Genomic DNA, 20410 nt, shown 5'->3' with positions numbered 1-20410 from the left:
CGGTCAGGACCGTACGAGCAGCTGGAACTCGAAGGAGTAGCGGGACGGCCGGTAGGTGTGGGTGCCGAACTCCACCGCGCGGCCGGTGTCGTCGAAGGTGACGCGCTGCATGGTGAGCAGCGGTGCGCCCTCCGCCTCGCCGAGCCGCTCGGCCTCGGCGGGGGTGGCGGCACGGGCGCCGATGGACTGGCGCGCACTGTGCAGGGTGATCCCGGCCGCGCGCATCAGCCGGTACAGGCCGGTCGCCTCCAGATGGCCGGTGTCCAGGTCGAGCAGGCCGGACGGCAGGTAGTTGGTGAGGTACGCCATCGGCTCGCCGTGGGCGAGGCGCAGCCGCTCGACGCGGTGCACCTCCTCGCCCTCGGCCACCCCGAGGGCGACCGCGACCTCGCCGGACGCGGGGACGACCGTGTTGACCAGGACCCTGGTCGCCGGGCGCTGCCCAGCGGCCTCCAAGTCGTCGTAGAGACTGCTCAGTTCGAGCGGGCGCCGGACCTTACTGTGCACGACCTGCGTGCCGACGCCGCGGCGGCGCACCAGGAGGCCCTTGTCGACGAGCGACTGGATGGCCTGGCGGACGGTGGGCCGGGACAGGCCGAGCCGTGCGGCGAGCTCGATCTCGTTGCCCAGCAGGCTGCCGGGGGTGAGGGTGCCCTGCTCGATCGCGGACTCGAGCTGCTGGGACAGCTGGAAGTACAGCGGCACCGGGGAACTCCGGTCCACGCCGAGCTCGAGCGAGACGGTGGGGGCCACTTCTGGTTTCGGCACGGACCGAGCGTAGTCCTGCCGCCGGTTGACGGGAAGATGTGTAGTCCGATTGTCCTGACATACTGATTGACAGCGCGCGGGGTCCGCCCCCACTTTGTTCCCATGCGCATCGGGGTCATCGGTACGGGCCGCATCGGCACCGTCCACGCCAAAACTCTCAGTCACCATCGCGACGTCGGCTCACTGATCCTCACGGACGCCGATCCGGCACGGGCACAGGAGCTCGCCCACCGGCTGGGCGAGACGGCGGCGCCGGGCGTGGACGAGATCTTCACGTGGGGCGTGGACGCGGTGGTGATCACCACGGCGACCTCCGCCCACGCCGAGTTAATCGGCCGGGCGGCGCGGTCGGGGCTGCCGGTGTTCTGCGAGAAGCCGATCGCGCTGGACCTGCCGGGCACGCTGCACGCGCTCGGCGAGGTGGAGGCGGCGGGGACGATCCTGCAGATGGGCTTCCAGCGCCGCTTCGACGCGGGCTACGCCGGCGCCCGCCAGGCGGTGCGCTCGGGACGGCTCGGCCGCCTGCACACGGTCCGCGCGCTCACCTCCGAACAGGCGCCGCCGCCCGCGGCGTGGCTGCCGCTGTCCGGCGGGCTGTTCCGGGACACGCTGATCCACGACTTCGACATGCTGCGCTGGGTGACGGGGCGTGAGGTCGTGGCCGTGTACGCGGCCGGGTCCGACGCCGGCCCCGCGATGTTCCGTGAGGCCGGTGACGTCGACACCGGCGTGGCACTGCTCACCCTCGACGACGGCACGCTGGCGACGGTCACCGCGACCCGGCTCAACGGCGCGGGCTACGACGTCCGCATGGAACTGGCCGGGGAGTCGGACCAGATCGTGGTCGGCCTCGACGACCGTACGCCGATCGCGTCCACCGAGCCGACCGGACCGCCGGCCGCGGACAAGCCCTGGACCGGCTTCCTGGAACGCTTCGGTCCCGCCTACGAGGCCGAACTGTGCTCCTTCGTCGAGGTCGTGCGCGGTGAACGCCCCAACCCGTGCGACGGCCGCGAGGCCCTGCAGGCCCTGCGCGTCGCCGAGGCCTGCGAGGTGTCCCGCCGAGAGCACCGCCCGGTGCACCTGGCGGAAATCCCGGGCGGTGCCCGGGCGGTGTTCCGGTGACGGCCCCACGACCGCTCCGGTGACGGCCGCCCGCCCCACGGGCCCGGGCAGGAGTCCGGCGGGTACGGGCGGGCGGGACGTGGCCGGACGGGCGCACCCCGGCCCGGCGCGAGGCGACCGGCACGCACCGGGCCGAAGACGGCCGGGCCTGGTCACGCGTGGCCCCGCCCGACAGGGCGCAAGGCCGGCGGGCCGGGCCGCACGGCCGCCTCGCGCGGCGCGGCGGTCACCCACCGGACCGGACACAGGCGGGCTCCGCCCAGCAGAGCGAAAAGCCGGCGGACGGGACCGCACCGCCAACCCGTCCGGCACAGCCGTCCCCCGCCGGACCCGGACTGCCGGCACACCGGCCGGACCGGACCGCGTCCGGCTCCGCCCGGTGGGGCGGAGGGCCGGCCGGGCCGGTGCTACCAGCGCACCGGCAGGCTTCGCCGGCCCCGGATCAGCATGCCCGGGAGCCATTCGCCGGGTGGGCCGTCGAGGGCCAGGGCGGGGGCGCGCCGCAGGAGGGTGCGCAGGGCCGTGCGGGTTTCCAGGCGGGCCAGGGGAGCGCCCAGGCAGTAGTGGATGCCGTGGCCGAAGGCGAGGTGGCCGCGGGTGTCGCGGTGGATGTCGAAGCGGTCGGGGGCGGGGTAGCGGCAGGCATCCCGGTCGGCGGCGGTGAGCCCGATCATCACCAGCTCACCCCGGCCTATGGCGGTGCCGGCGATCTCCAGGGGCTGGGCGGCGAACCGGAACGTGGCGGTCTCCACCGGGCCCTCGTGCCGCAGCACCTCCTCGACGGCCCCGTCGATCAGGTCCAAGTCCGCGCGCAGCTCAGCCAGTTGGTCCGGATGGGTCAGCAGGTTGTACGCGCCGTTGACGATGAGGTTGACCGTGGTCTCGTGGCCCGCGATGAGCAACAGGAAGGCCATGCCGCGCAGTTCGTCGCCGGAGAGCCGGTCGCCGTCCTCGGCCGTGGTGCGGATCAGGGCGCTGAGCAGGTCGTCGGCCGGCCCGGCGCAACGCTTGTCCTCGATCAGCTCGGCGAGGTACGTGCCGAGCTGATCCGCGGCCCGCAGTCCCGCCTCCTCGCTGGTGGGGACGACCACCTCGTTGGACATCTCCCGGAACGCGGCCCGGTCGATCTCCGGCACACCCAGCAGCTCGCAGATGACCGTGATCGGCAGCGGATACGCGAACGCCTCCACCAGGTCCGCGCGCCCGCGCGGCAGCATCGCGTCCAGCAGTTCGTCGGTGATCCGCTGGATCCGCGGCCGCAGTGCCTCCACCCGGCGCGCGGTGAACGCGCGCGTGACCAGCGAGCGTAACCGCGTGTGCTGCGGCGGGTCGGAGACCAGCATGTGCTTGCCGAACGCCTGCTCGTCGAACAAGGCCATGCCGGCCGCGCCGACGTCCTTGGCCAGCCGGGGGTCGGCGAGCGCGGCGCGCGCCTCCTCGTACCCGACGACGAGCCAGGTGTCGTAGCCCTCGGGCGGTGGCAGCCGCACCCGGTGCACCGGGCCGAGCGCGCGCAGTTCGGCGTAGACGGGATGCGGGTCCGCCCGGAACCCCGCCCCGTACTCCCCCAGGTCGATCACATCCGCCACAACCACTCCCCTTCCGGAGTGCGAAAGACTTCCCGTGACCGGTCAACGCACGACGGGCCCGTGAAGTGCCGGACCCCCGGTTCTCAGGGCGCGTCCTGTTCGAGGAGTCCCGCGTCGTGGGCGAGCAGGGCGATCTGCACGCGGTTGTCGAGGCCGAGCCGGGCGAGGATGCGCGAGACGTGGGTCTTGACGGTGGCCACGCTCATGAACAGTTCGGCCGCTATCCGGGCGTTGGCCAGTCCGCGGCCGACAAGAACGGCGACCTCGCGCTCGCGGTCGTTGAGGGCGGCGAGGCGCTCCCGCGCGCGGGCACGCCGGTCGTCGGCGGCGGTGCCGGCGGCGTGCCGCATCAACTGGCGGACCACGGTGGGCGAGAGCACCGGGTCGCCGGCCGCGACCCGGCGTACCGCCCGCACGATCTCGGCCGGCGGGGTGTCCTTGAGCACGAACCCGGCGGCCCCCGCGCGCAGGGCACGCAGTACCTGCTCGTCGGCGTGGAAGGTGGTGAGGACGACGACCTGGGGTGCCTCGGGGTGCCCGCGCAGCCGTTCCGTCGCCGTCAGGCCGTCCACGCCCGGCATCCGTACGTCCATCAGGACGACGTCCGGCCGGGTGCGGTCGACCAGGGCCCGCACCTCGCTGCCGTCGGCCGCCTCACCGACGATCTCGATGTCGTCGGCGCCGCCCAGCATGAGGGACAGACCGGCTCTCACCAGCGGGTCGTCGTCGACGAGGAGCAGTCGGATCGCGGTCATGGCCCCCACCCAACCAAAGCACGGGTTCCGTCGGCCACCCCGGGTGCACGCGCGCGTGGCAGAGCCGTCCGGTGGGAGAATGACCGTTCATGCGTGCCGCTTATGTCGAACAGCTGGGTCCGCCCGACCTCATTCGCTTCGGCGAGCTGCCCGCTCCCGTACCGGGTCCGGGCGAGGTGCTGGTGGACGTGCTGGCGACCACCGTCAACCCCGTGGACACGATCGTCCGCTCCGGGGTGTTCCGTACGCCGCTGCCGTTCCCGTTCGTGGTCGGACGCGACCTCGTGGGCACGGTGGCCTCCGCCGGGTCCGGTTTCGCCGTGGGCGAGACGGTGTGGTGCGACAGCCTCGGCCACGACGGCCGGCAGGGGGCCGCCGCCGAACAGGCCGTGGTGCCGGCCGACCGTCTCTACCGGCTGCCGCCGGGCGTGGACCCGGGGGAGGCGGTGGCCGTGTTCCACCCGGCCGCGACCGCCCACCTGGCCCTCTTCACGCACGGCGGGCTGCGGCCCGGCCGGACGGTCCTCATCGGCGGCGCGGGCGGCAACGTGGGCAGCGCGCTGGTGGAGTTCGCGGTCCGCGCGCACGCGCGCGTGCTGGCCACCGCCGCGCCGCGCGACCACGACCACGTCCGGTCCCTGGGCGCGGCCGAGGTCGTGGACTACCACGCCGACGACCTCGCGGCGCGGCTGGCGGCCCTCGCCCCGGACGGCGTCGACGTGCACATCGACACCTCCGGCCACAACGACCTCGAGACCGCGGTCGGCCTCCTCGCCCACCGCGGCCGCGTCGTCGTCATGTCCGGCGCCCGGGACGAGCCGGTCCTCCCGGTCGGCGCCCTCTACATGAAGGACGGCTCCGTGCGCGGCTTCGCCATCTCCAACGCCACGACGGCGGAACTGGCCGACGCGGCGGCGTCCGTCAACGGCCTCCTGGCGGCCGGCGCACTGCGCCCCCGCTCCGTCGAGTACCACCCGCTGAGCGCCACGGCCCGGACGCACCGCCGCATGGAGCGGGGCGAACTCCACGGCCGGCGTGTGGTGCTGCGCCCTTGAGCGTTCCGTCCTCGGACGTGCGAACTCACCTCTCCCCGCTCACCTGTTCGGGCCGTGACAGAATCCGCGCACACCTCACCGCCCGACAGGAGTGTGATGGACGGCCGCATACCCGAGGGACCGACGGTCTCGCCGGTCCACGAGTGGCTGCTGATCGCGGCCATGCTCGCACTCGCCTGGCTGCCCCTGGCCGGGCTCGCTCTCGTGATGCTCGCCGTGGGGCTCGCCTGGGGAGTCTGGCAAGTGGCCGTGGTGCCGCTGCTGTGGATACTTCCGGCCCTGTACGGGGTCGTCGTCCGGGATGCCCTGCCGGGCCGGGCGGTACGGCCGGACGAGCAGCCGGAACTGGCGGCGCTGGTCCAGGACGTGACCGAGCGGACCGGCTTCCGCGCCCCGCTGCTGGTGCGGATCGTCCCCGAGCCGGAGGTGGCGCTCGGCCGTGTGAGGGTCGCGGGCGTGCGCACGTACGTGCTGCTGCTCGGACTGCCGGTCCTCCGGGCTTTCTCCGCCGCGCAGTTGGCAGCGGCGACCGCGCACGAGCTGGCGCACCAGCGGCACGTCGACGACCGCCGCACACGGTGGCTGCTGACCGCGCGGAGCGCGCTCGCGGAGCGGCTGGAGGGCCGCTTCCGTCCGCTGGCACCGCTGGCCGCCCCCCTGCTCGCGGCCCTGTGGTCGCTGGGCTCACCGGAGCCCTGATCCGTGCGGCCGGGCGGTCATCCCCACGGCAGCCGCCCCCGTACCTCGAACCCCCCGTCGGAGGCCGGGCCGTGCTCCAGGGTGCCGCCGGCCAGGCCGGCGCGTTCGGTCAGGCCGATCAGGCCCTGACCGGAACCGGGGACGCGAGGAGCCTCGTGCTCGGGAGCCGGGTTGCGTACGTGGATGCCGAGGCCCTCGCCCGGGGCGCCGGTGACCGTCACCGTCACCTCCGTCCCCGGGGCGTGCTTGCGGGCGTTGGTCAGGGCCTCCTGGGCGATGCGGTAGGCGGTGCGGCCCAGGGCGGCGGGGACGGCGGCCGGGTCGGTGACGGTGCTGGTCAGGGTGACCTTCATGCCGGCCTCGCGGGACTCGGCGACCAGGGCGTCCAGCGCGGCGAGGGTGGGCTGGGGTCGGCCCGCGTCGTCGGGGTCGCCGGCCCGCAGTACGCCGATGATCTCCCGCAGGTCCTGCAGGGCCTCGTGCGCGCTCTCCCGGATGACCCCGGCCGCCCGCGCGACCTCCTCCTGGGGCGCCCCGGGCCGGAACTCCAGGGCACCCGCGTGCACGCTCAGCAGGGTGAGCCGGTGGGCGAGGACGTCGTGCATCTCCCGGGCGATGGCCTCGCGGGCGAGCCGCTGCGCCTGCTCGGCCCGCAGCCGCGCCTCCGTCTCGGCGCGCCGGGCCCGGTCGCGCAGGCTCAGCACGAGCTGCCGCTTGGACCGTACGAACATGCCCCAGCCGATGGCCGAGAGGGTCAGCAGCACGGAGAAGACGACGGCACCCGCATACGTCAGGTCGGGGTCCGGGCGCCACCGGCAGACGACCGGGATCAGGGCGAGCGCGGCACCGCCGGTCCAGGCCACGTACCGGAACGGCCGGTGCACGGCGAGCGAGAAGAGCGCGACGATCTCGGCCCCGGCCGCGGTGGTCGAGACGAAGGAGACGGGGAGCATGGCCACGGCGAGGGAGAGGGACCGGCGGCGGCGCAGCCAGACCGCCGCGCAGGAGAGGGCGCCGAGCAACTGGTCGGCGACGGCCAGGGCGTGCGGGGTGTGGGGGTCGTGGCTCAGGACGTCCGCGGAGGCCAGGCCGATGAGCACGGCCAGGAGGAAACAGCAGAAGTCGACGAGCCAGTCACGTGCGGTGCGCCGCGGCCGGCCCCGGCGTCCGGCGTCGGGGCCGGGCACGTCGGTCAGTTCGTCCGCCACGGCGGACGGCAGCCACCACCGCCGCGCCGTGAACGCCGGTGGTTCCCGCGTCATCCCGTCACTCGTCACACTCCGTCAATCTACGCAAGCCGTGGTGCCCTTCACCTCCCCGTGCGGCGGATTCGCGACCGAAGTCGCGACGGCGTGGACTTTCGTCGCACCCGCCCGCCGCGACGGCGGACTTTCGCCGGCGACGGCTCGCCCCACGGCCGATGCGCGGGAAGGAGGCACGGGGTGAAGGTCGTGGCATGAAGAAGTTGCTGGAGTTCCTCGGATTCATCGCCCTGGTGCAGGGCGTGCTCGGCCTGGTGCACGCGTTCACCGACTGGCACAAGGGCCTGGTGCAGCGGATCGGCTTCCTCGACGGCTACGAGGTCTACGCGAGCGTGGCCCTGATCGTGCTGGCGTGCGCGCTGTTCGCCGTGGCCGAGAGCCGGAAGCCCGGGTGAGGGACCGTGGGTCAACGGCCGCGGTCGCCCGGCTCCCGGTGGCGGGCCGCCACAGCCGCCGCGCCCTCCTCGGTCAGGGAGCCGAACAGGCGCAGCCGGGAGATGCCCCCGTCGGGGAAGATGTCCACGCGCGCGTGGGTGCCGACGGCCGGCGCGGGCAGGACGAAGCGGTGGTCGGTGTCGGGCTGGAGGCGGGTGCGTGGCAGGATCCCGGTCCACTCGCCGTCCTCGCCGTCCTTGACGGAGACCGAGGCCCAGCCGGCGCTGTTGCCCTTGAGGCAGGCGGTGTCGATCTCGACGGCACGGATCCGGGACCGGGCGGCCAGCCGGTAGCGGATCCAGTCGTGGCCCCGGTCGCGGCGGCGCCGGGTCTCCCAGCCGTCGTCCATCCTGCGGGAGCGGCCCGGCAGGATGGTGTGGGTGGCGGGCGAGTAGAAGAGGTCGGAGGCGTCCTCGACCCGGCCGCCGTTCTCCAGGGCGGCCACGTCGAAGGTGCCGAGCGCGTCCAGCCACCCGGGGTCGGGCACGACCTCGCCGTACACGCGCAGCCGTGCGACGCCGCCGTCGGGGTACTGGTTGAGGCGCAGGTGGGTGAAGCACTGCTCCACGTCCACCTCGAAGCCGTTGGCCGCGTGCCCGCCGACCGCAGTGCGCGGGACGAGGGTCGTCCACTCGACGTCGTCGGCGAGGAGTTCCCGCGGGGACGGGGAGCCCGGCACGCGGGCGCCCTCGACCGACACCTCCCGCGGGTGGTTGCCGCGGAAGTGGGCGGTGTCGACGACGACGCCCCGTACGACGCCCGGCGCGCCGAGCCGGATCAGCGCCCAGTCGCGGTCGTCGGCGGCCGGCCAGGGGTGGTCGGCGGAGGCGCCGCGGCGGCGCCGGGTCTCCCAGCCGTCCATGACCTTGCCCTTGTGCCCGAAGTGCCCGGGGTCGAACTCGGCACGCTCGGGCACCAGCAGGTTCTCGCGCTGGGCGAAGAACTCGTCGTTGGCGGCGACGACCCCGGCGCCGAGCCGGCGGTCGGCGAGGTCGGCGGCCCGGGTGAAGGGGAAGTCGGCGGTGCGGTAGTCCGCGTACGGGTCACCGCCTCGGTAGGGGTTCGCGCTGCCGGTGAAGCGGGGAGTCGCCGTCACGGTGATCAGCTCTTCCTTTCCGGGGCCGACGGGCGCCGGCCCGCCGAGGGTCTGGTCAGCAGCCGGCCCTTCGGCTCGGTGAACCCGCCGTCCGCGAAGACCCGTTCGCCGCGCAGCCAGGTGGACCTCACCACACCGTGCAGGGTGCGGCCCGCGTACGCGGTGACACGGTTGCGGTGCTGGAGGGCGGCCGGGTCCACGGTGAAGGCCTCCTCGGGCGCGAACACGGCGAAGTCGGCGTCGCGGCCGGGCTCGACGGCGCCCTTGCGGTCCAGGCCGACGAGGGCGGCGGTGCGCGCGGACATCCAGCGGACGACGTCCCGAAGGCCGTGACCGCGCTCGCGGGCCGCGGTCCACACCGCCGGCAGGCTCAGCTGCAGGCCCGAGATGCCGCCCCAGGCGGTGGCGAAGTCGTTCGTCTTCAGGTCGGCGGTGCAGGGCGAGTGGTCGGTGACCACGCAGTCGATGGTGCCGTCGGCCAGCGCCTGCCAGAGCAGGTCCTGGTTGGCGGCCTCGCGGATCGGCGGGCAGCACTTGAACGCGCAGGCTCCGTCGGGGACTTCCTCGGCGGTCAGGGTCAGGTAGTGCGGGCAGGTCTCGGCCGTGATCCGCACGCCCTCGGCCCGGGCCTCGGCGATCAGGGGCAGCGCGCTGCCGGAGGAAAGGTGGAGCACGTGCACGCGCGCGTGGAGGCGCTTCGCCTGCGCGATCAGGGCGGCGATCGCGGCGTCCTCGGCGCGGCGCGGGCGGGAGGCGAGGAAGTCGGCGTATCTGGGGCCGCCGTGCTGCGGGGCGGCGGCGAGCTGGTGCGGGTCCTCGGCGTGCACGACGAGCAGGCCGCCGAAGCCGGATGTCTCCGCGAGGCACCGGGCGAGTCCGTCCTGGGTGTGGTGCGGGAACTCGTCCACACCCGAGGGCGACAGGAACGCCTTGAAGCCGAGGACGCCGGCCTCGTGCAGCGGGCGCAGGTCCTCGACGTTGCCGGGCAGGGCACCGCCCCAGAATCCGACGTCGACGTGCGCCTGGTCCCGGGCCACGTCCTGCTTGACGCGGAGGTGGTCGACCGTGGTGGTGGGCGGGAGGGAGTTGAGCGGCATGTCGACGAGGGTGGTGATGCCGCCGGCCGCCGCCGCGCGCGTGGCGGTCCAGAAGCCCTCCCACTCGGTGCGGCCGGGGTCGTTGACGTGCACGTGGGTGTCGACCAGTCCGGGCAGCAGGACGTCGTCGCCGAGGTCCTCCAGGCGGGCGCCGGCGGAGAGTTCGGCGTCGTGCGGCAGTACGGCCGTGATCGTGCCGTCGGCGACCGCGACGGACGCGGGGCGCGTCCCCCGGGGCGTGACGACGCGGGTCGAGCGCAGTACCAGTTCGGCGTCGGACACCCGGACCCCTCTCCGGCTTCAACGTTCCGTCGAGTGAGTCTTGGCTCCCGCCCGCACCCCGTCAAGAGGGACGCCGCCGCATGGCAGCACGGGACCCGCGCCCTGGACGCTTCCACAGGACGGAATTAGCATTCCGTCGGACAGGACGGAGTTCCGTGTCAGCGGGGAGGCCGGCCGGCCCCTGGGTAGGCTTTGGCACTTCCCACCAGCGCCGAAAGGAACGCGCCGTGCCGACGTCCAGCGCCAGCACCAACGGCTCCGCCAAGTCCGCCACCAATGGCGGGGTCCAGTCCCTCGAGCGCGCGTTCGACCTGCTCGAGCGGATGGCGGACGCGGGCGGCGAGGTCGGCCTGAGCGAGCTCTCCGCGACCTGCGGGCTGCCGCTGCCCACCATCCACCGCCTGATGCGCACGCTCGTGGCCTGCGGATACGTCCGCCAGCAGCCCAACCGCCGCTATGTGCTCGGCCCCCGGCTGATCCGCCTGGGCGAGTCCGCCTCCCGGCTGCTGGGCACCTGGGCCCGTCCCTGTCTGGCCCGCCTGGTGGAGGAGACCGGCGAGACGGCGAACATGGCGCTGCTCGACGGCGACGAGGTCGTGTACGTGGCGCAGGTCCCGTCCAAGTACTCGATGCGGATGTTCACCGAGGTCGGCCGGCGCGTCCTGCCGCACTCCACGGCTGTGGGCAAGGCGCTCCTCGCCCACAGCCCCGAGGACGAGGTGCGCGCCCTGCTCGCCCGCACGGGCATGCCCGCCGCCACGGAGAGGACGATCACCACTGCGGAGGGTTTCCTGGCGGCCCTGGAGGACGTGCGCCGGCTCGGTTACGCCGTGGACGACAACGAGCAGGAACCGGGCGTCCGCTGCCTCGCGGTCACCGTTCCCGGCTCCCCCACCGTCACCGCCGTCTCCGTCTCCGGCCCGGCGTGCCGTATGACGGAGGCGGCGACGGAACGCATCGTCCCGGCCCTCCAGCAGGTGGCGAAGGACCTGTCCCAGACCCTGACGCCCCCGCCCCCGCCCTCGACCCCGACCACCTGATCGCCGCCCCTTCGGAACCCCGCCCCCCTCGGCGCCCTGACCGCCCCCTTGGAACCCTGACGGCCGCCCCAGGCGGCCTCGCCGATCACGCCGCCCTCCAGCCGGGCCGACCGCCCAGAGTCGGCGCCGGCCCCGGGCCGCGCGCAGCCGCGCCGGCCGGGGTCAGGATGCTCAACCGGTCAGGAGGGTCGTCAGCCGGCCGTCCCTCATCTCCCGTACCGCGTCCGCCTCCTCCAGGTGGGTGCGGTCGTGGGTGACCAGCACCGTCGCCGTGCCGCGGTCGCGGGTGAGGCGGGTCAGGAGGTCGAGGACGGCGGCGCCGCGTTCGTGGTCGAGGGCGCTGGTGGGTTCGTCGACCAGGAGGACGGAGGGGTCGTTCATCAGGGCACGGGCGATGTTGACGCGCTGGCGCTGGCCGCCGGAGAGCTGGTGGGGGCGCCGGTGCGCCTGGTCGGCGAGGCCCACCGCGGCCAGCAGTTCCCGGGCCCGGCCCGCCGCCGCCCGGCGTCCGTCCAGGCGGGCCATCACCTCCAGCTGCTCCGCCGCCGTCAGCGAGGGCAGCAGGTTGGGCTGCTGGAAGACGATGCCGATGCTCCGGCGCCGCAGCACCGCCCGCTCGGCGGCGCTCAGCTCCCCCGTCGGCGTACCGTCCACGCACACCCGCCCGCTGTCCGGCGTGATCAGCGTGGCCGCGACCGCGAGCAGGCTGGACTTGCCCGAGCCGGACGGTCCGACCACCGCGGTGACCGTGCCCGCCGGCACCTCCAGCCGCACCCGGTCCAGGGCGGTGAGCCTGCCGTCGCCGTCGGGGTAGGTCAGGGTGATGTCGTCCAGGAGCAGGCTCATCGCACGCCTCCCAGCGCGGTCAGCGGGTCAACGGCGGTGATCCGCCGGACGGAGAGGCCGGCGCCCAGCACACCCAGGGCGATCATCACCGCGGCGGGCAGCAGGACGGTGGGCACGTCCAGCACGAACGGCACCGCGCCGCCCCGTACGAGCACGCCGGCCAGGGCCGCGAGCCCGGTGCCGAGCAGCGTCCCGACGGCCAGCAGCACCCCCGCCTGCCCCAGCGCGTCGCGCAGCAGGTAGCGGGTGGAGGCGCCGAGCGCCTTGAGCACGGCGATGTCCGGGGACCGCTGGATCGTCCACACGGTGAAGAACGCCCCGACGACCAGCGCGGAGATCGCGAAGAGGAAGCCGCGCATCAGCTGCAGCGAGCCGTTCTCGGCCTGGTAGGAGCCGATCGCGGTCAGCGCGTCGCCCTTGGCGAGGGTCTTCGTACCGGCGGCCCGGTCCCCGGCGGAGACGTCGGCGCCCTGTGCGCGCAGCGCGACCACGGTCGCCCGGCCCCCGTCCCACGCCGTCCAGACGACGGGCGTGTGGCTGTACGACGCACCGCCCGCGACGGCCGCCACGGTCCAGGAGGCGGAACCGAGGCGCACCCGGTCCCCGGCCCCGACGCCCAGCTCGGACGCCGCCCCGGCGGAGAGCACAGCCCTCCCGGGCGCGACGCCGTCCGGTGCGATGCCGGCGTCCGGGCGGACACCGAACACGGACACCGCGGCCGTACGGCCGCCGGCGGACGCGTCGAGCGTGCGGATCGCGACCGGCTCCGCGTACGGAACCCGCTCCGCCCACCGTTCGACGGCCTCGGGCGGCAGCGAGGAGCCGGTGAACGACACCGACTGCCCGCCGGACGGTGCGGCGAAGGCGAGGTGGTCGGCGGGCAGGCCCTTGACCGCCGAGGTGTTCTCCTCGGCGAGCCCGGCGGTCAGCCCGGACAGCAGCCCCACGAGCAGGGTGATCAGTGTGACCACGGCCCCCATCAGGGCGAACCGCCCCTTGGCGAACCGCAGGTCTCTCCATGCGACGTACATGTCCTCCACCCTGCGCGGACGGGCCCCCGCCGGGCATCGCGCCCGGGCACGCTTCGCGCGGATCGAAGGGCGCAGCCGGTTTTCAACCTTTCGGTTGACCGGCGCCCCGCCCGGCCCGCCTACCCTGGACGCGTCATGGACGTCCGCCCCCACTCCCCCGTCGTCGCCGCCCTGCGCCTGTGCCTGTACGCGCTGTTCGCGGGCCTGCTGGCGCTCGCCGCGGTCCGCGCGCCCGGTGCGGCGACGGTGGCGGCGGCACTCGGTACGGGCGCGGTCTTCGCCTGGGGTGTGCTGAGCCCGGCGGTGCGGCGCTCCCGGCGCGCGGCGGCGGTGTGGCTGGCCGTGCTCAGCGCGGCCTGGCTGGTGCTGCTCGCGCTCTCCCCCGAGGCCCTGTGGGCGGCCTTCCCGCTGTACTTCCTGCACCTGCACCTGCTGCCGGTGCGCTGGAGCCTGCCCGCGGTCGCCGCGACCGCGGCGGCGGCCATCGCCGGTTTCGTCGGGCACGGGGGGCAGGTCACCGCGGGCGCGTTCATCGGCCCGCTGCTCGGCGCGGCGGTCGCCGTCGCCACGGTCCTCGGCTACGAGGCCCTGTACCGGGAGAGCGAGCGGCGCCGCGAGCTGATCGAGGAACTGGTGGCCACCCGGGCCGAGCTCGCCCACGCCGAGCGCGCCGCGGGCACGCTCGCCGAACGGGAGCGGCTGGCCCGGGAGATCCACGACACCCTCGCCCAGGGCCTGTCCAGCATCCAGCTGCTGCTGCGCGCCGCCCAGCGCGCACTGCCCGACGGCTCCCCGGCCGCCGCGCACATCGAGCAGGCCCGCGCCACCGCGCAGGACAACCTCGCCGAGGCCCGCCGCTTCGTGCACGCCCTGACCCCGCCCGACCTGGAGCGCGGCTCCCTGGCCGGCGCCCTGGAACGGCTCTGCTCGGGCGCGGCGGCCCCGCCCCGGGTCCGCTTCTCGGTGAGCGGCACCCCGGTCGAGCTGCCCACTCCCTACGAGGTGGCGCTGCTCAGGATCGCCCAGTCCGCGCTCGGCAACGCGCGGCGGCACGCCCACGCGCACCGCGCGGAGATCACCCTGAGTTTCATGGACACGGCGGTGGCGCTGGACGTCGTGGACGACGGGGCCGGCTTCGACCCCGAGGCCGTGGGGGCCGCCGTACGACGGCCCGGCGGCGCGGTGGACGGCGGTTTCGGGCTGCCCGCGATGCGCTCGCGCGCCGAGGCGCTGGGCGGGACGTTCACCGTGGAGTCGGCGCCCGGTCAGGGCACGGCGGTCGCGGTCACCCTGCCGTACCCGGCCCCCGGAGGCCGCACGTCCGGGGACCACACGTCCGGGGACCACACGTCCGGAGACCACACGTCCGGGGGCCGCACATGACGATCCGGCTGCTGCTGGCGGACGACCACCCCGTGGTCCGCGCGGGCCTGAGAGCCGTCCTGTCCGCCGAGCCCGACTTCGAGATCGTCGCGGAGGCGCCGACGGCCGAGCGGGCCGTGGAGCTGGCCGCCGCGGGCGGCGTCGACGTGGTGCTGATGGACCTGCAGTTCGGCGCCGGCGGCGCGCACGGCGCGGAGGCGACGGCGGCGATCACCGCCCGGCCCGGCGCCCCGCGCGTGCTGGTGCTGACGACGTACGACACCGACGCGGACATCCTCGCCGCGGTCGAGGCCGGGGCGGCGGGCTACCTGCTCAAGGACGCCCCGCCCCAGGAGCTGGCCGCCGCGGTGCGCACCGCCGCCTCCGGCCGCTCGGCCCTGGCCCCCGCGGTCGCCCACCGTCTGATGGACCGCATGCGCACCCCCGCCGCCGCCCTCAGCCGCCGTGAGCTGGAGGTGCTGGAACTGGTCCGCGAGGGCCTGTCCAACCTGGAGATCAGCAAGCGCCTGTTCCTGAGCCAGGCCACGGTGAAGTCCCATCTGGTGCACATCTACGCCAAGCTGGGCGTCGACTCGCGCACGGCGGCGGTGGCGGCGGCCACCGAGCAGGGGCTCATCCGGCGCCAGGGGCCCTGAACCGTGAACCGGGGCCGGCGGTGCTCAGCGGCGCGGCGGCTGCCCGAACAGGTCCACCGCGGCCCGCACCTTCGACAGCCCGCCCTTCAGGGCGCTGACCGAGCCGATCGACCCGGCGATCAGCAGCAGGGAGCGGCGCAGGCGCGGGATCTCCGGACTGCCGTGGGTGGCCATCGCGGCGAGGGCGGCGAGTTCGGCCTCGGCTATCGCCCGGTCGGGGAACTCCACAGGATGTAAGGCGAGTTCGCGGCGCAATCGGGACACGGCGGTGCGCAGCTCCGCCACCCTCGGATCCTCACCGCTGCCGGTCGCTGGCCTCTGCCCCAAGCTCCGCAACACAGCCCGTCCTCCCCCTGGCACTTCCTCGTGCACAGTCCCGGACGGGCCAGTAAACGCCACCCGGGGCGGGGCGCGCCACCGTGAGGACCGAAATTCAGCCCCGTGAACACCGTGCGGCCGACGGACCGTCAGGTAGGCAGGAGTCATGACACGTACGGAACACGAGGTGGCCGGGCTGGTGCTGGCCGCCGGCGGCGGGCGGCGGCTCGGGGGACGCCCCAAGGCACTGCTCGAACACCGGGGCCGGCCACTGGTGGAGCACGCGGCCGGAGTCCTGCGGGCGGCCGGCTGCGAGCGCGTCCACGTGGTGCTGGGCGCGCGGGCCGGTGAGGTGCGGGAGCGGGCGCGGCTGGAGGGCTGTGTGCTCGTGGACAACCCGGAGTGGGAGCGGGGCATGGGCTCCTCGCTGCGGGCCGGCCTGGACTCGCTGGCCGGTACGGGGGCCCGCGCGGCCCTGGTCCTGCTGGTCGACCAGCCCGGTGTGGGCGTCGCGGCGGCGGCCCGGGTGCGTGCGGCGTACCGGGACGAGACGTCGCTGGTCTCGGCGGCGTACGAGGGGACGCGCGGCCACCCCGTCCTGCTCGGCGCGGCGCACTGGGCGGGCATCACGGCGAGTGCGACCGGCGACCGGGGGGCACGCGCCTATCTGAGGGCGCACGAGGGGTCCGTCACCCTCGTCGAGTGCGGCGACGTGGCACGGCCGTACGACATCGACACCGAGGCCGACCTGGGACACCTTGATTGAGAGGAAACAGCGAGAGGAAACGTGGAAGCAGCCCCCTCCGAAGGAAGTGACCGCTCATGTCCGCACCAGCGCCGTCCCCGCTGACCATCGTCGATGCCGAGCCCCTGCCCCGGCAGGAGGAGGTCCTCACCGAGGCGGCACTCGCCTTCGTGGCCGAGCTGCACCGGCGGTTCACGCCGCGCCGCGACGAACTCCTCGCCCGCCGCGCCGGGCGCCGCGCCGAGATCGCCCGCACCTCCACCCTCGACTTCCTCCCCGAGACGGCCGCGATCCGCGCGGACGACTCCTGGAAGGTCGCCCCGGCCCCCGAGGCCCTGAACGACCGCCGGGTGGAGATCACCGGACCCACCGACCGCAAGATGACCGTCAACGCGCTCAACTCGGGCGCGAAGGTCTGGCTCGCCGACTTCGAGGACGCCTCCTCCCCCACCTGGGAGAACGTCGTCCTCGGCCAGCTCAATCTGATCGACGCCTACACCAGGAACATCGACTTCACGGACGCCGCCTCCGGCAAGACCTACGCCCTGCACCCGGCCGAGGCGCTCGCCACGGTCGTCACGCGCCCACGCGGCTGGCACCTGAACGAGCGTCACCTCGTCGACGCGAACGGCACCCAGGTGCCCGGCGCCTTCGTCGACTTCGGCCTGTACTTCTTCCACAACGCCCGGCGCCTGCTCGACCTCGGCAAGGGTCCGTACTTCTACCTGCCGAAGACGGAGTCCCACCTGGAGGCGCGCCTGTGGAACGACGTGTTCGTCCTCGCGCAGGACTACCTGGGCATCCCTCAGGGCACGATCCGCGCCACCGTCCTGATCGAGACGATCACGGCCGCGTACGAGATGGAGGAGATCCTCTACGAACTGCGCGACCACGCCTCGGGTTTGAACGCGGGCCGCTGGGACTACCTGTTCTCCCTCATCAAGAACTTCCGTGACTGCGGGGCGAAGTTCGTCCTGCCGGACCGCAACTCGGTGACGATGACGGCCCCGTTCATGCGCGCCTACACCGAACTCCTGGTGCGCACCTGCCACAGGCGCGGCGCGCACGCGATCGGCGGCATGGCGGCCTTCATCCCCTCCCGCCGGGACCCCGAGGTCAACGAGGTGGCCCTCGAGAAGGTCCGCGCCGACAAGGACCGCGAGGCCGGCGACGGCTTCGACGGCTCCTGGGTCGCCCACCCCGATCTGGTGCCGATCTGCCGGGAGTCCTTCGACAAGGTCCTCGGCGACAGGCCCCACCAGAAGGACCGCCTCCGCGAGGACGTCCACGTCGAGGCGGCCGACCTGATCGCCGTCGACTCCCTCGACGCCCGGCCGACGTACGCGGGGCTGGTCAACGCCGTCCAGGTCGGCATCCGCTACATCGAGGCCTGGCTGCGCGGCCTGGGCGCGGTCGCGATCTTCAACCTCATGGAGGACGCGGCCACCGCCGAGATCTCCCGCTCGCAGATCTGGCAGTGGGTCGACGCGGGCGTGGAGTTCGAGAACGGCGAGAAGGCCACGCCGGAGCTGGTCCGCGGGGTCGCGGCGGAGGAACTGGCCGGCATCCGCCGGGAGACCGGCGACGAGGCCTTCGCCGCCGGCCACTGGCAGCAGGCCCACGACCTGCTCCTGCGGGTCTCCCTCGACAAGGACTACGTCGACTTCCTGACCGTGCCGGCGTACGAGCAGCTCCAGGGCTGACCCTCACCCCAGGTGGACCGACCAGTCCTGCTCGGCGGCCGGTTTGCCGTGCAGGTCCGGGACCCGCTTGAGCCAGTCGGGCCGGCCCTCCTGGGTCCGCGCCGCCCGCCGGGCCTCCTCGGCCGCCAGCTCCCGGCGGCTGGGGAAGTCGGTGGGCAGCCAGGCCGGGGACGCCTGGACGCGGGCGGCGAGGTAGTCGACGTAGGCGCCGCGGGCCTGGTCCGGGGTGGTGAAACCGGGCTCCTCGGCGAGCCAGTCGTCCGGCACCTCGGCGAGGACGGTCCGCAGCAGCTCACGGGTCACCTTGGGCGCCAGTTCGGCGTCGGCGGCGCGGACGTCCGGAGCGTAGTGGCCGAGGGCGTGGTGGCGGAAGTCGTAGGACTTGCCCGGGTCCGAGGTGTCCCACCGGTGGTGGAAGACCAGCGCGGCACCGTGGTCAATCAGCCACAGGCGCGGCGGCGCGGTGCCGAACGTCGGCCAGATCATGAGATTGGAGCTGTGGACGGTGCGGTCGACGTTCACCGTCAGCGCGTCCAGCCAGACGATCCGCCCGGCCTCCAGCGGGTCCACCGGGAAGCTCTTCGCCACGTCCGGGGTGAAGTCCTTCGCCCCCGGCAGGTAGTCCATGCCGAGGTTGACGCCCGGGCTGGCGTCGAGCAGGTCGCGCACCTCCTGGTGCGGCTCGTGCGCGGCGAGCTCCGGGTCGAAGTGCACGAGGACCAGCTCGGGAAACCGCAGCCCGAGCGCCCGCGCCAACTCCCCCACGATCACCTCGGCGACCAGCGCCTTGCGCCCCTGCGCGGAGCCGGTGAACTTCACGACGTACGTCCCCAGGTCGTCGGCCTCGACGACCCCGGGCACGGAGCCGCCGGAGCGCAGGGGCTCGATGTAGCGGGTTGCGGTGACTTCGGTCAGCATTTTCCCAGGCCATCCGATCCGCCAGCCTTGCAATCCATGCCCGACTCCGGACACTCAAGGCTTGGGAGTCGGGCACGATCAGCCCTGGGGAGAATCTGGGGAGTTTCGGCTGGCATACTGATCTCCCTGTTTCCCGAGCAATCCGTCAAGGACGGCACGCCCCTTGCTCCCGGCCTCCGGCATGAAGTGAGCATAGTAACCGAGCGTGACAGTCGGCGAGGAGTGCCCGAGCCATCGCGCCAAGGTCACCACCGACTCCCCCGCCTCCAGCATGACCGAGGCGTAGGTGTGCCGCAGCACGTGGAAGCCGTCCTTCGGCGCCGCCTCCCACTGCCACCTCTTCGCGCCCTCGGGAAGCGGCGAGATGACGCCGGCCTTCGCCAGCGCGGGCTTCCAGGTGTACGTGTTCCAAGTGTTCACGGCAGTGGCGTTGCCGAATCGGGTGGCGAGGAGGAGAGAGAATTTCCTCCGCGGTCTGTCCGTCCCTGGTCTTCCCCAGGGAAGCTCCGCCTCCACCGGTGGGAACTTCTCGACATGGCGATTCAGCTCCTCCGCCACCGAAGAAGGCATGTCGACGGTACGCGTCTTCGCCCCCTTCGGCAGGGCCGAATACAGCCTCCCGCTGATCGCCTGAACTTGGCGGCGCACGTGAAGCATGCCTTTCGCATAGTCGATGTCCTCCGGGCTCAATCCGAACACCTCGCCCTGCCGAAGCCCGCACCCGAGTCCGAGTACGACGGCTATCCGGTTTCGCGGACTGATCACGTCCCGGACTCGCAGCGCCGTCTCCAACGACCACGCCTCTCGTCGCTCCCGTGGCGCCTTGGGCCATCGCACGGACTTCGCGCGCATGGGGTTCCTGGCAAGCCGCTTGTCATCGACGGCCGCTTCCAGAATGCTGGACAGCTCGGACAAGATGCCACGCCGGTAGTCGACCGAGGAGGCAGTGACGTTTTCTCAGCGGTGATCATTTCCAGATTCTGTTGAGGGTGAGGGCGGCGCGGGCGATGTCGCCGATCCGGCTGGGGCTGATGGTGATGTGTTGCAGGGTGCGCCAGCGCTGCTTGAGTTCGGCTGCGGCACGTTCACCGAGAGCTCGGACGCCTCTGATCAGGCTGTTCGTGGTGCGCGTATCGGCGTCCAGGGCCCGTTCGGACCGGCCCTTCGGGCGGCGGACGGGGACGAGGATGCCGATGCCGGCGCCGATGTAGCCCTTGTCGGCCAGGGTGGGCAGGCCGTCGGCCGCCGCCTTGTACAGCGCGGGGAGCACGTGGATACGGGCAGCGGTGATATCGGGGGTGGAGCCGGGCTCGACGTCGGAGACCCACAACGGGGTGCCGTCCGGGGCGGACAGGAACTGCACGTTCCCGCCGAATGCCTTGTGTTTCTGGCTGAACCACAGGTCGTTGCCGTTGTCGCGGACACCGGCGAGGCGGTCCGTTTCGATGAGCGTGCCGTCGAGGATCACGTGGGTCATGCCCTCGCGTCGGCAGCGGTCCAGGACTTCGTGCAGGTCGGGGGCCTGATCGGCGAGGACGCTGATGCCTTCGTGCAGGTAGCGGTAGCCGGTGGCCTGGGAGATGCCCGCGTCGCGGGCCAGGCAGTGGACGCATCCGCGTTCGCGGAAC

Annotated in this window: 21 protein-coding genes; 9 read left to right on the top strand and 12 right to left on the bottom strand. The window is 73.6% G+C overall.

Annotated elements, in window-relative coordinates:
• Positions 1 to 3: 3 nt before the first annotated feature.
• Positions 4 to 753, bottom strand: coding sequence for a GntR family transcriptional regulator (locus RH94_RS16755; protein WP_073948397.1), 750 nt, complete (start codon positions 751 to 753; stop codon positions 4 to 6).
• A 117-nt stretch (positions 754 to 870) separates the two neighbouring features.
• On the opposite strand from RH94_RS16755, the gene RH94_RS16750 reads away from it, so the two are divergent.
• Positions 871 to 1893 carry a Gfo/Idh/MocA family protein gene (locus tag RH94_RS16750; RefSeq protein WP_073948396.1) on the top strand — a complete coding sequence of 341 codons (1023 nt, stop codon included), beginning with the start codon at positions 871 to 873 and terminating at the stop codon, positions 1891 to 1893.
• Between the two features lie 407 nt (positions 1894 to 2300).
• Here RH94_RS16750 and RH94_RS16745 read toward each other — a convergent pair whose 3' ends face one another.
• Both RH94_RS16745 and RH94_RS16740 read right to left on the bottom strand, forming a co-directional pair.
• Positions 2301 to 3482: a cytochrome P450 family protein gene (locus tag RH94_RS16745; protein ID WP_073948395.1), complete on the bottom strand. Its 1182-nt coding sequence runs from the start codon at positions 3480 to 3482 to the stop codon at positions 2301 to 2303.
• Positions 3483 to 3565: 83 nt separating this feature from the next.
• Positions 3566 to 4237, bottom strand: a complete 672-nt coding sequence (locus RH94_RS16740) for a response regulator transcription factor (protein WP_073948394.1) — start codon at positions 4235 to 4237, stop codon at positions 3566 to 3568.
• A gap of 89 nt (positions 4238 to 4326) precedes the next feature.
• Here RH94_RS16740 and RH94_RS16735 point away from each other — a divergent pair, with 89 nt between their 5' ends.
• Entirely contained in the window at positions 4327 to 5292 is a 966-nt protein-coding gene (locus RH94_RS16735) for an NADPH:quinone reductase (RefSeq protein WP_073948393.1), read from the top strand.
• Between the two features lie 96 nt (positions 5293 to 5388).
• Positions 5389 to 5991: a M48 family metalloprotease gene (locus RH94_RS16730; RefSeq protein ID WP_073948392.1), complete on the top strand. Its 603-nt coding sequence runs from the start codon at positions 5389 to 5391 to the stop codon at positions 5989 to 5991.
• Positions 5992 to 6008: 17 nt separating this feature from the next.
• Here RH94_RS16730 and RH94_RS16725 read toward each other — a convergent pair whose 3' ends face one another.
• The gene (locus RH94_RS16725) at positions 6009 to 7253 is read right to left on the bottom strand and encodes a sensor histidine kinase (protein WP_073948391.1); all 1245 of its coding nucleotides are present in this window, start codon (positions 7251 to 7253) and stop codon (positions 6009 to 6011) included.
• Between the two features lie 194 nt (positions 7254 to 7447).
• Between RH94_RS16725 and RH94_RS16720 the strand changes: the two genes are divergently transcribed.
• Positions 7448 to 7648: a hypothetical protein gene (locus RH94_RS16720; RefSeq protein WP_073948390.1), complete on the top strand. Its 201-nt coding sequence runs from the start codon at positions 7448 to 7450 to the stop codon at positions 7646 to 7648.
• Positions 7649 to 7659: 11 nt separating this feature from the next.
• On the opposite strand, the gene alc is transcribed toward RH94_RS16720, so the two are convergent.
• Together alc and allB are read right to left on the bottom strand one after the other, a co-directional pair.
• Positions 7660 to 8784: an allantoicase gene (gene alc / locus RH94_RS16715; protein ID WP_073948389.1), complete on the bottom strand. Its 1125-nt coding sequence runs from the start codon at positions 8782 to 8784 to the stop codon at positions 7660 to 7662.
• A 5-nt stretch (positions 8785 to 8789) separates the two neighbouring features.
• Positions 8790 to 10163, bottom strand: coding sequence for an allantoinase AllB (gene allB / locus RH94_RS16710; protein WP_073948388.1), 1374 nt, complete (start codon positions 10161 to 10163; stop codon positions 8790 to 8792).
• 227 nt (positions 10164 to 10390) lie between these two features.
• Between allB and RH94_RS16705 the strand changes: the two genes are divergently transcribed.
• Positions 10391 to 11203 (top strand): IclR family transcriptional regulator, encoded by an 813-nt coding sequence (locus tag RH94_RS16705; protein ID WP_073948387.1) that lies wholly within the window; start codon positions 10391 to 10393, stop codon positions 11201 to 11203.
• 171 nt (positions 11204 to 11374) lie between these two features.
• Here the strand turns inward: RH94_RS16705 and RH94_RS16700 are convergent, their stop codons facing one another.
• Positions 11375 to 12049 (bottom strand): ABC transporter ATP-binding protein, encoded by a 675-nt coding sequence (locus RH94_RS16700; protein WP_073948386.1) that lies wholly within the window; start codon positions 12047 to 12049, stop codon positions 11375 to 11377.
• Positions 12046 to 13080 (bottom strand): ABC transporter permease, encoded by a 1035-nt coding sequence (locus RH94_RS16695; protein ID WP_073948385.1) that lies wholly within the window; start codon positions 13078 to 13080, stop codon positions 12046 to 12048. Before RH94_RS16695 ends, RH94_RS16700 begins: the two co-directional genes overlap by 4 nt.
• A 135-nt stretch (positions 13081 to 13215) precedes the next feature.
• Here RH94_RS16695 and RH94_RS16690 point away from each other — a divergent pair, with 135 nt between their 5' ends.
• The gene (locus RH94_RS16690) at positions 13216 to 14463 is read left to right on the top strand and encodes a sensor histidine kinase (protein ID WP_073948384.1); all 1248 of its coding nucleotides are present in this window, start codon (positions 13216 to 13218) and stop codon (positions 14461 to 14463) included.
• On the top strand, positions 14460 to 15098 hold the full coding sequence (locus tag RH94_RS16685) for a response regulator (protein WP_073948383.1): 639 nt from the start codon (positions 14460 to 14462) through the stop codon (positions 15096 to 15098). Before RH94_RS16690 ends, RH94_RS16685 begins: the two co-directional genes overlap by 4 nt.
• A gap of 24 nt (positions 15099 to 15122) precedes the next feature.
• Here RH94_RS16685 and RH94_RS16680 read toward each other — a convergent pair whose 3' ends face one another.
• Positions 15123 to 15437, bottom strand: a complete 315-nt coding sequence (locus RH94_RS16680; RefSeq protein ID WP_073948382.1) for a DUF5955 family protein — start codon at positions 15435 to 15437, stop codon at positions 15123 to 15125.
• A 145-nt stretch (positions 15438 to 15582) separates the two neighbouring features.
• Here RH94_RS16680 and RH94_RS16675 point away from each other — a divergent pair, with 145 nt between their 5' ends.
• Both RH94_RS16675 and aceB read left to right on the top strand, forming a co-directional pair.
• Positions 15583 to 16182, top strand: coding sequence for a nucleotidyltransferase family protein (locus tag RH94_RS16675; RefSeq protein WP_073948381.1), 600 nt, complete (start codon positions 15583 to 15585; stop codon positions 16180 to 16182).
• A 56-nt stretch (positions 16183 to 16238) separates the two neighbouring features.
• Positions 16239 to 17864 (top strand): malate synthase A, encoded by a 1626-nt coding sequence (aceB, locus tag RH94_RS16670; RefSeq protein ID WP_073948380.1) that lies wholly within the window; start codon positions 16239 to 16241, stop codon positions 17862 to 17864.
• 3 nt (positions 17865 to 17867) lie between these two features.
• Here the strand turns inward: aceB and RH94_RS16665 are convergent, their stop codons facing one another.
• The 3 genes from RH94_RS16665 to RH94_RS16655 form a co-directional block, all read right to left on the bottom strand.
• Positions 17868 to 18782, bottom strand: coding sequence for a HipA family kinase (locus RH94_RS16665; RefSeq protein ID WP_073948379.1), 915 nt, complete (start codon positions 18780 to 18782; stop codon positions 17868 to 17870).
• A gap of 78 nt (positions 18783 to 18860) precedes the next feature.
• Entirely contained in the window at positions 18861 to 19697 is an 837-nt protein-coding gene (locus tag RH94_RS16660; RefSeq protein WP_234425823.1) for a tyrosine-type recombinase/integrase, read from the bottom strand.
• Positions 19698 to 19749: 52 nt separating this feature from the next.
• Positions 19750 to 20410 (bottom strand): transposase family protein (locus tag RH94_RS16655; RefSeq protein ID WP_073948378.1); only part of this gene is annotated, 661 nt, incomplete at its 5' end.

Origin of the sequence: Streptomyces kebangsaanensis, assembly GCF_001906585.1 — a bacterium.
Classification (GTDB): domain Bacteria; phylum Actinomycetota; class Actinomycetes; order Streptomycetales; family Streptomycetaceae; genus Streptomyces; species Streptomyces kebangsaanensis.
Note: the sequence above shows the minus strand (reverse complement) of the source record. Positions and strands in the feature narration are given on the sequence as shown.

What these genes read in the sequence shown, in the direction of transcription:
- RH94_RS16695 (WP_073948385.1), bottom strand. Translation starts at nt 13,080, where the DNA reads ATGTACGTCGCATGGAGAGACCTGCGGTTCGCCAAGGGGCGGTTCGCC.
- RH94_RS16720 (WP_073948390.1), top strand. Translation starts at nt 7,448, where the DNA reads ATGAAGAAGTTGCTGGAGTTCCTCGGATTCATCGCCCTGGTGCAGGGC.
- RH94_RS16740 (WP_073948394.1), bottom strand. Translation starts at nt 4,237, where the DNA reads ATGACCGCGATCCGACTGCTCCTCGTCGACGACGACCCGCTGGTGAGA.
- RH94_RS16675 (WP_073948381.1), top strand. Translation starts at nt 15,583, where the DNA reads ATGACACGTACGGAACACGAGGTGGCCGGGCTGGTGCTGGCCGCCGGC.
- RH94_RS16690 (WP_073948384.1), top strand. Translation starts at nt 13,216, where the DNA reads ATGGACGTCCGCCCCCACTCCCCCGTCGTCGCCGCCCTGCGCCTGTGC.
- RH94_RS16730 (WP_073948392.1), top strand. Translation starts at nt 5,389, where the DNA reads ATGGACGGCCGCATACCCGAGGGACCGACGGTCTCGCCGGTCCACGAG.
- RH94_RS16725 (WP_073948391.1), bottom strand. Translation starts at nt 7,253, where the DNA reads ATGACGCGGGAACCACCGGCGTTCACGGCGCGGCGGTGGTGGCTGCCG.
- RH94_RS16665 (WP_073948379.1), bottom strand. Translation starts at nt 18,782, where the DNA reads ATGCTGACCGAAGTCACCGCAACCCGCTACATCGAGCCCCTGCGCTCC.
- RH94_RS16685 (WP_073948383.1), top strand. Translation starts at nt 14,460, where the DNA reads ATGACGATCCGGCTGCTGCTGGCGGACGACCACCCCGTGGTCCGCGCG.
- RH94_RS16700 (WP_073948386.1), bottom strand. Translation starts at nt 12,049, where the DNA reads ATGAGCCTGCTCCTGGACGACATCACCCTGACCTACCCCGACGGCGAC.
- aceB (WP_073948380.1), top strand. Translation starts at nt 16,239, where the DNA reads ATGTCCGCACCAGCGCCGTCCCCGCTGACCATCGTCGATGCCGAGCCC.
- RH94_RS16750 (WP_073948396.1), top strand. Translation starts at nt 871, where the DNA reads ATGCGCATCGGGGTCATCGGTACGGGCCGCATCGGCACCGTCCACGCC.
- RH94_RS16735 (WP_073948393.1), top strand. Translation starts at nt 4,327, where the DNA reads ATGCGTGCCGCTTATGTCGAACAGCTGGGTCCGCCCGACCTCATTCGC.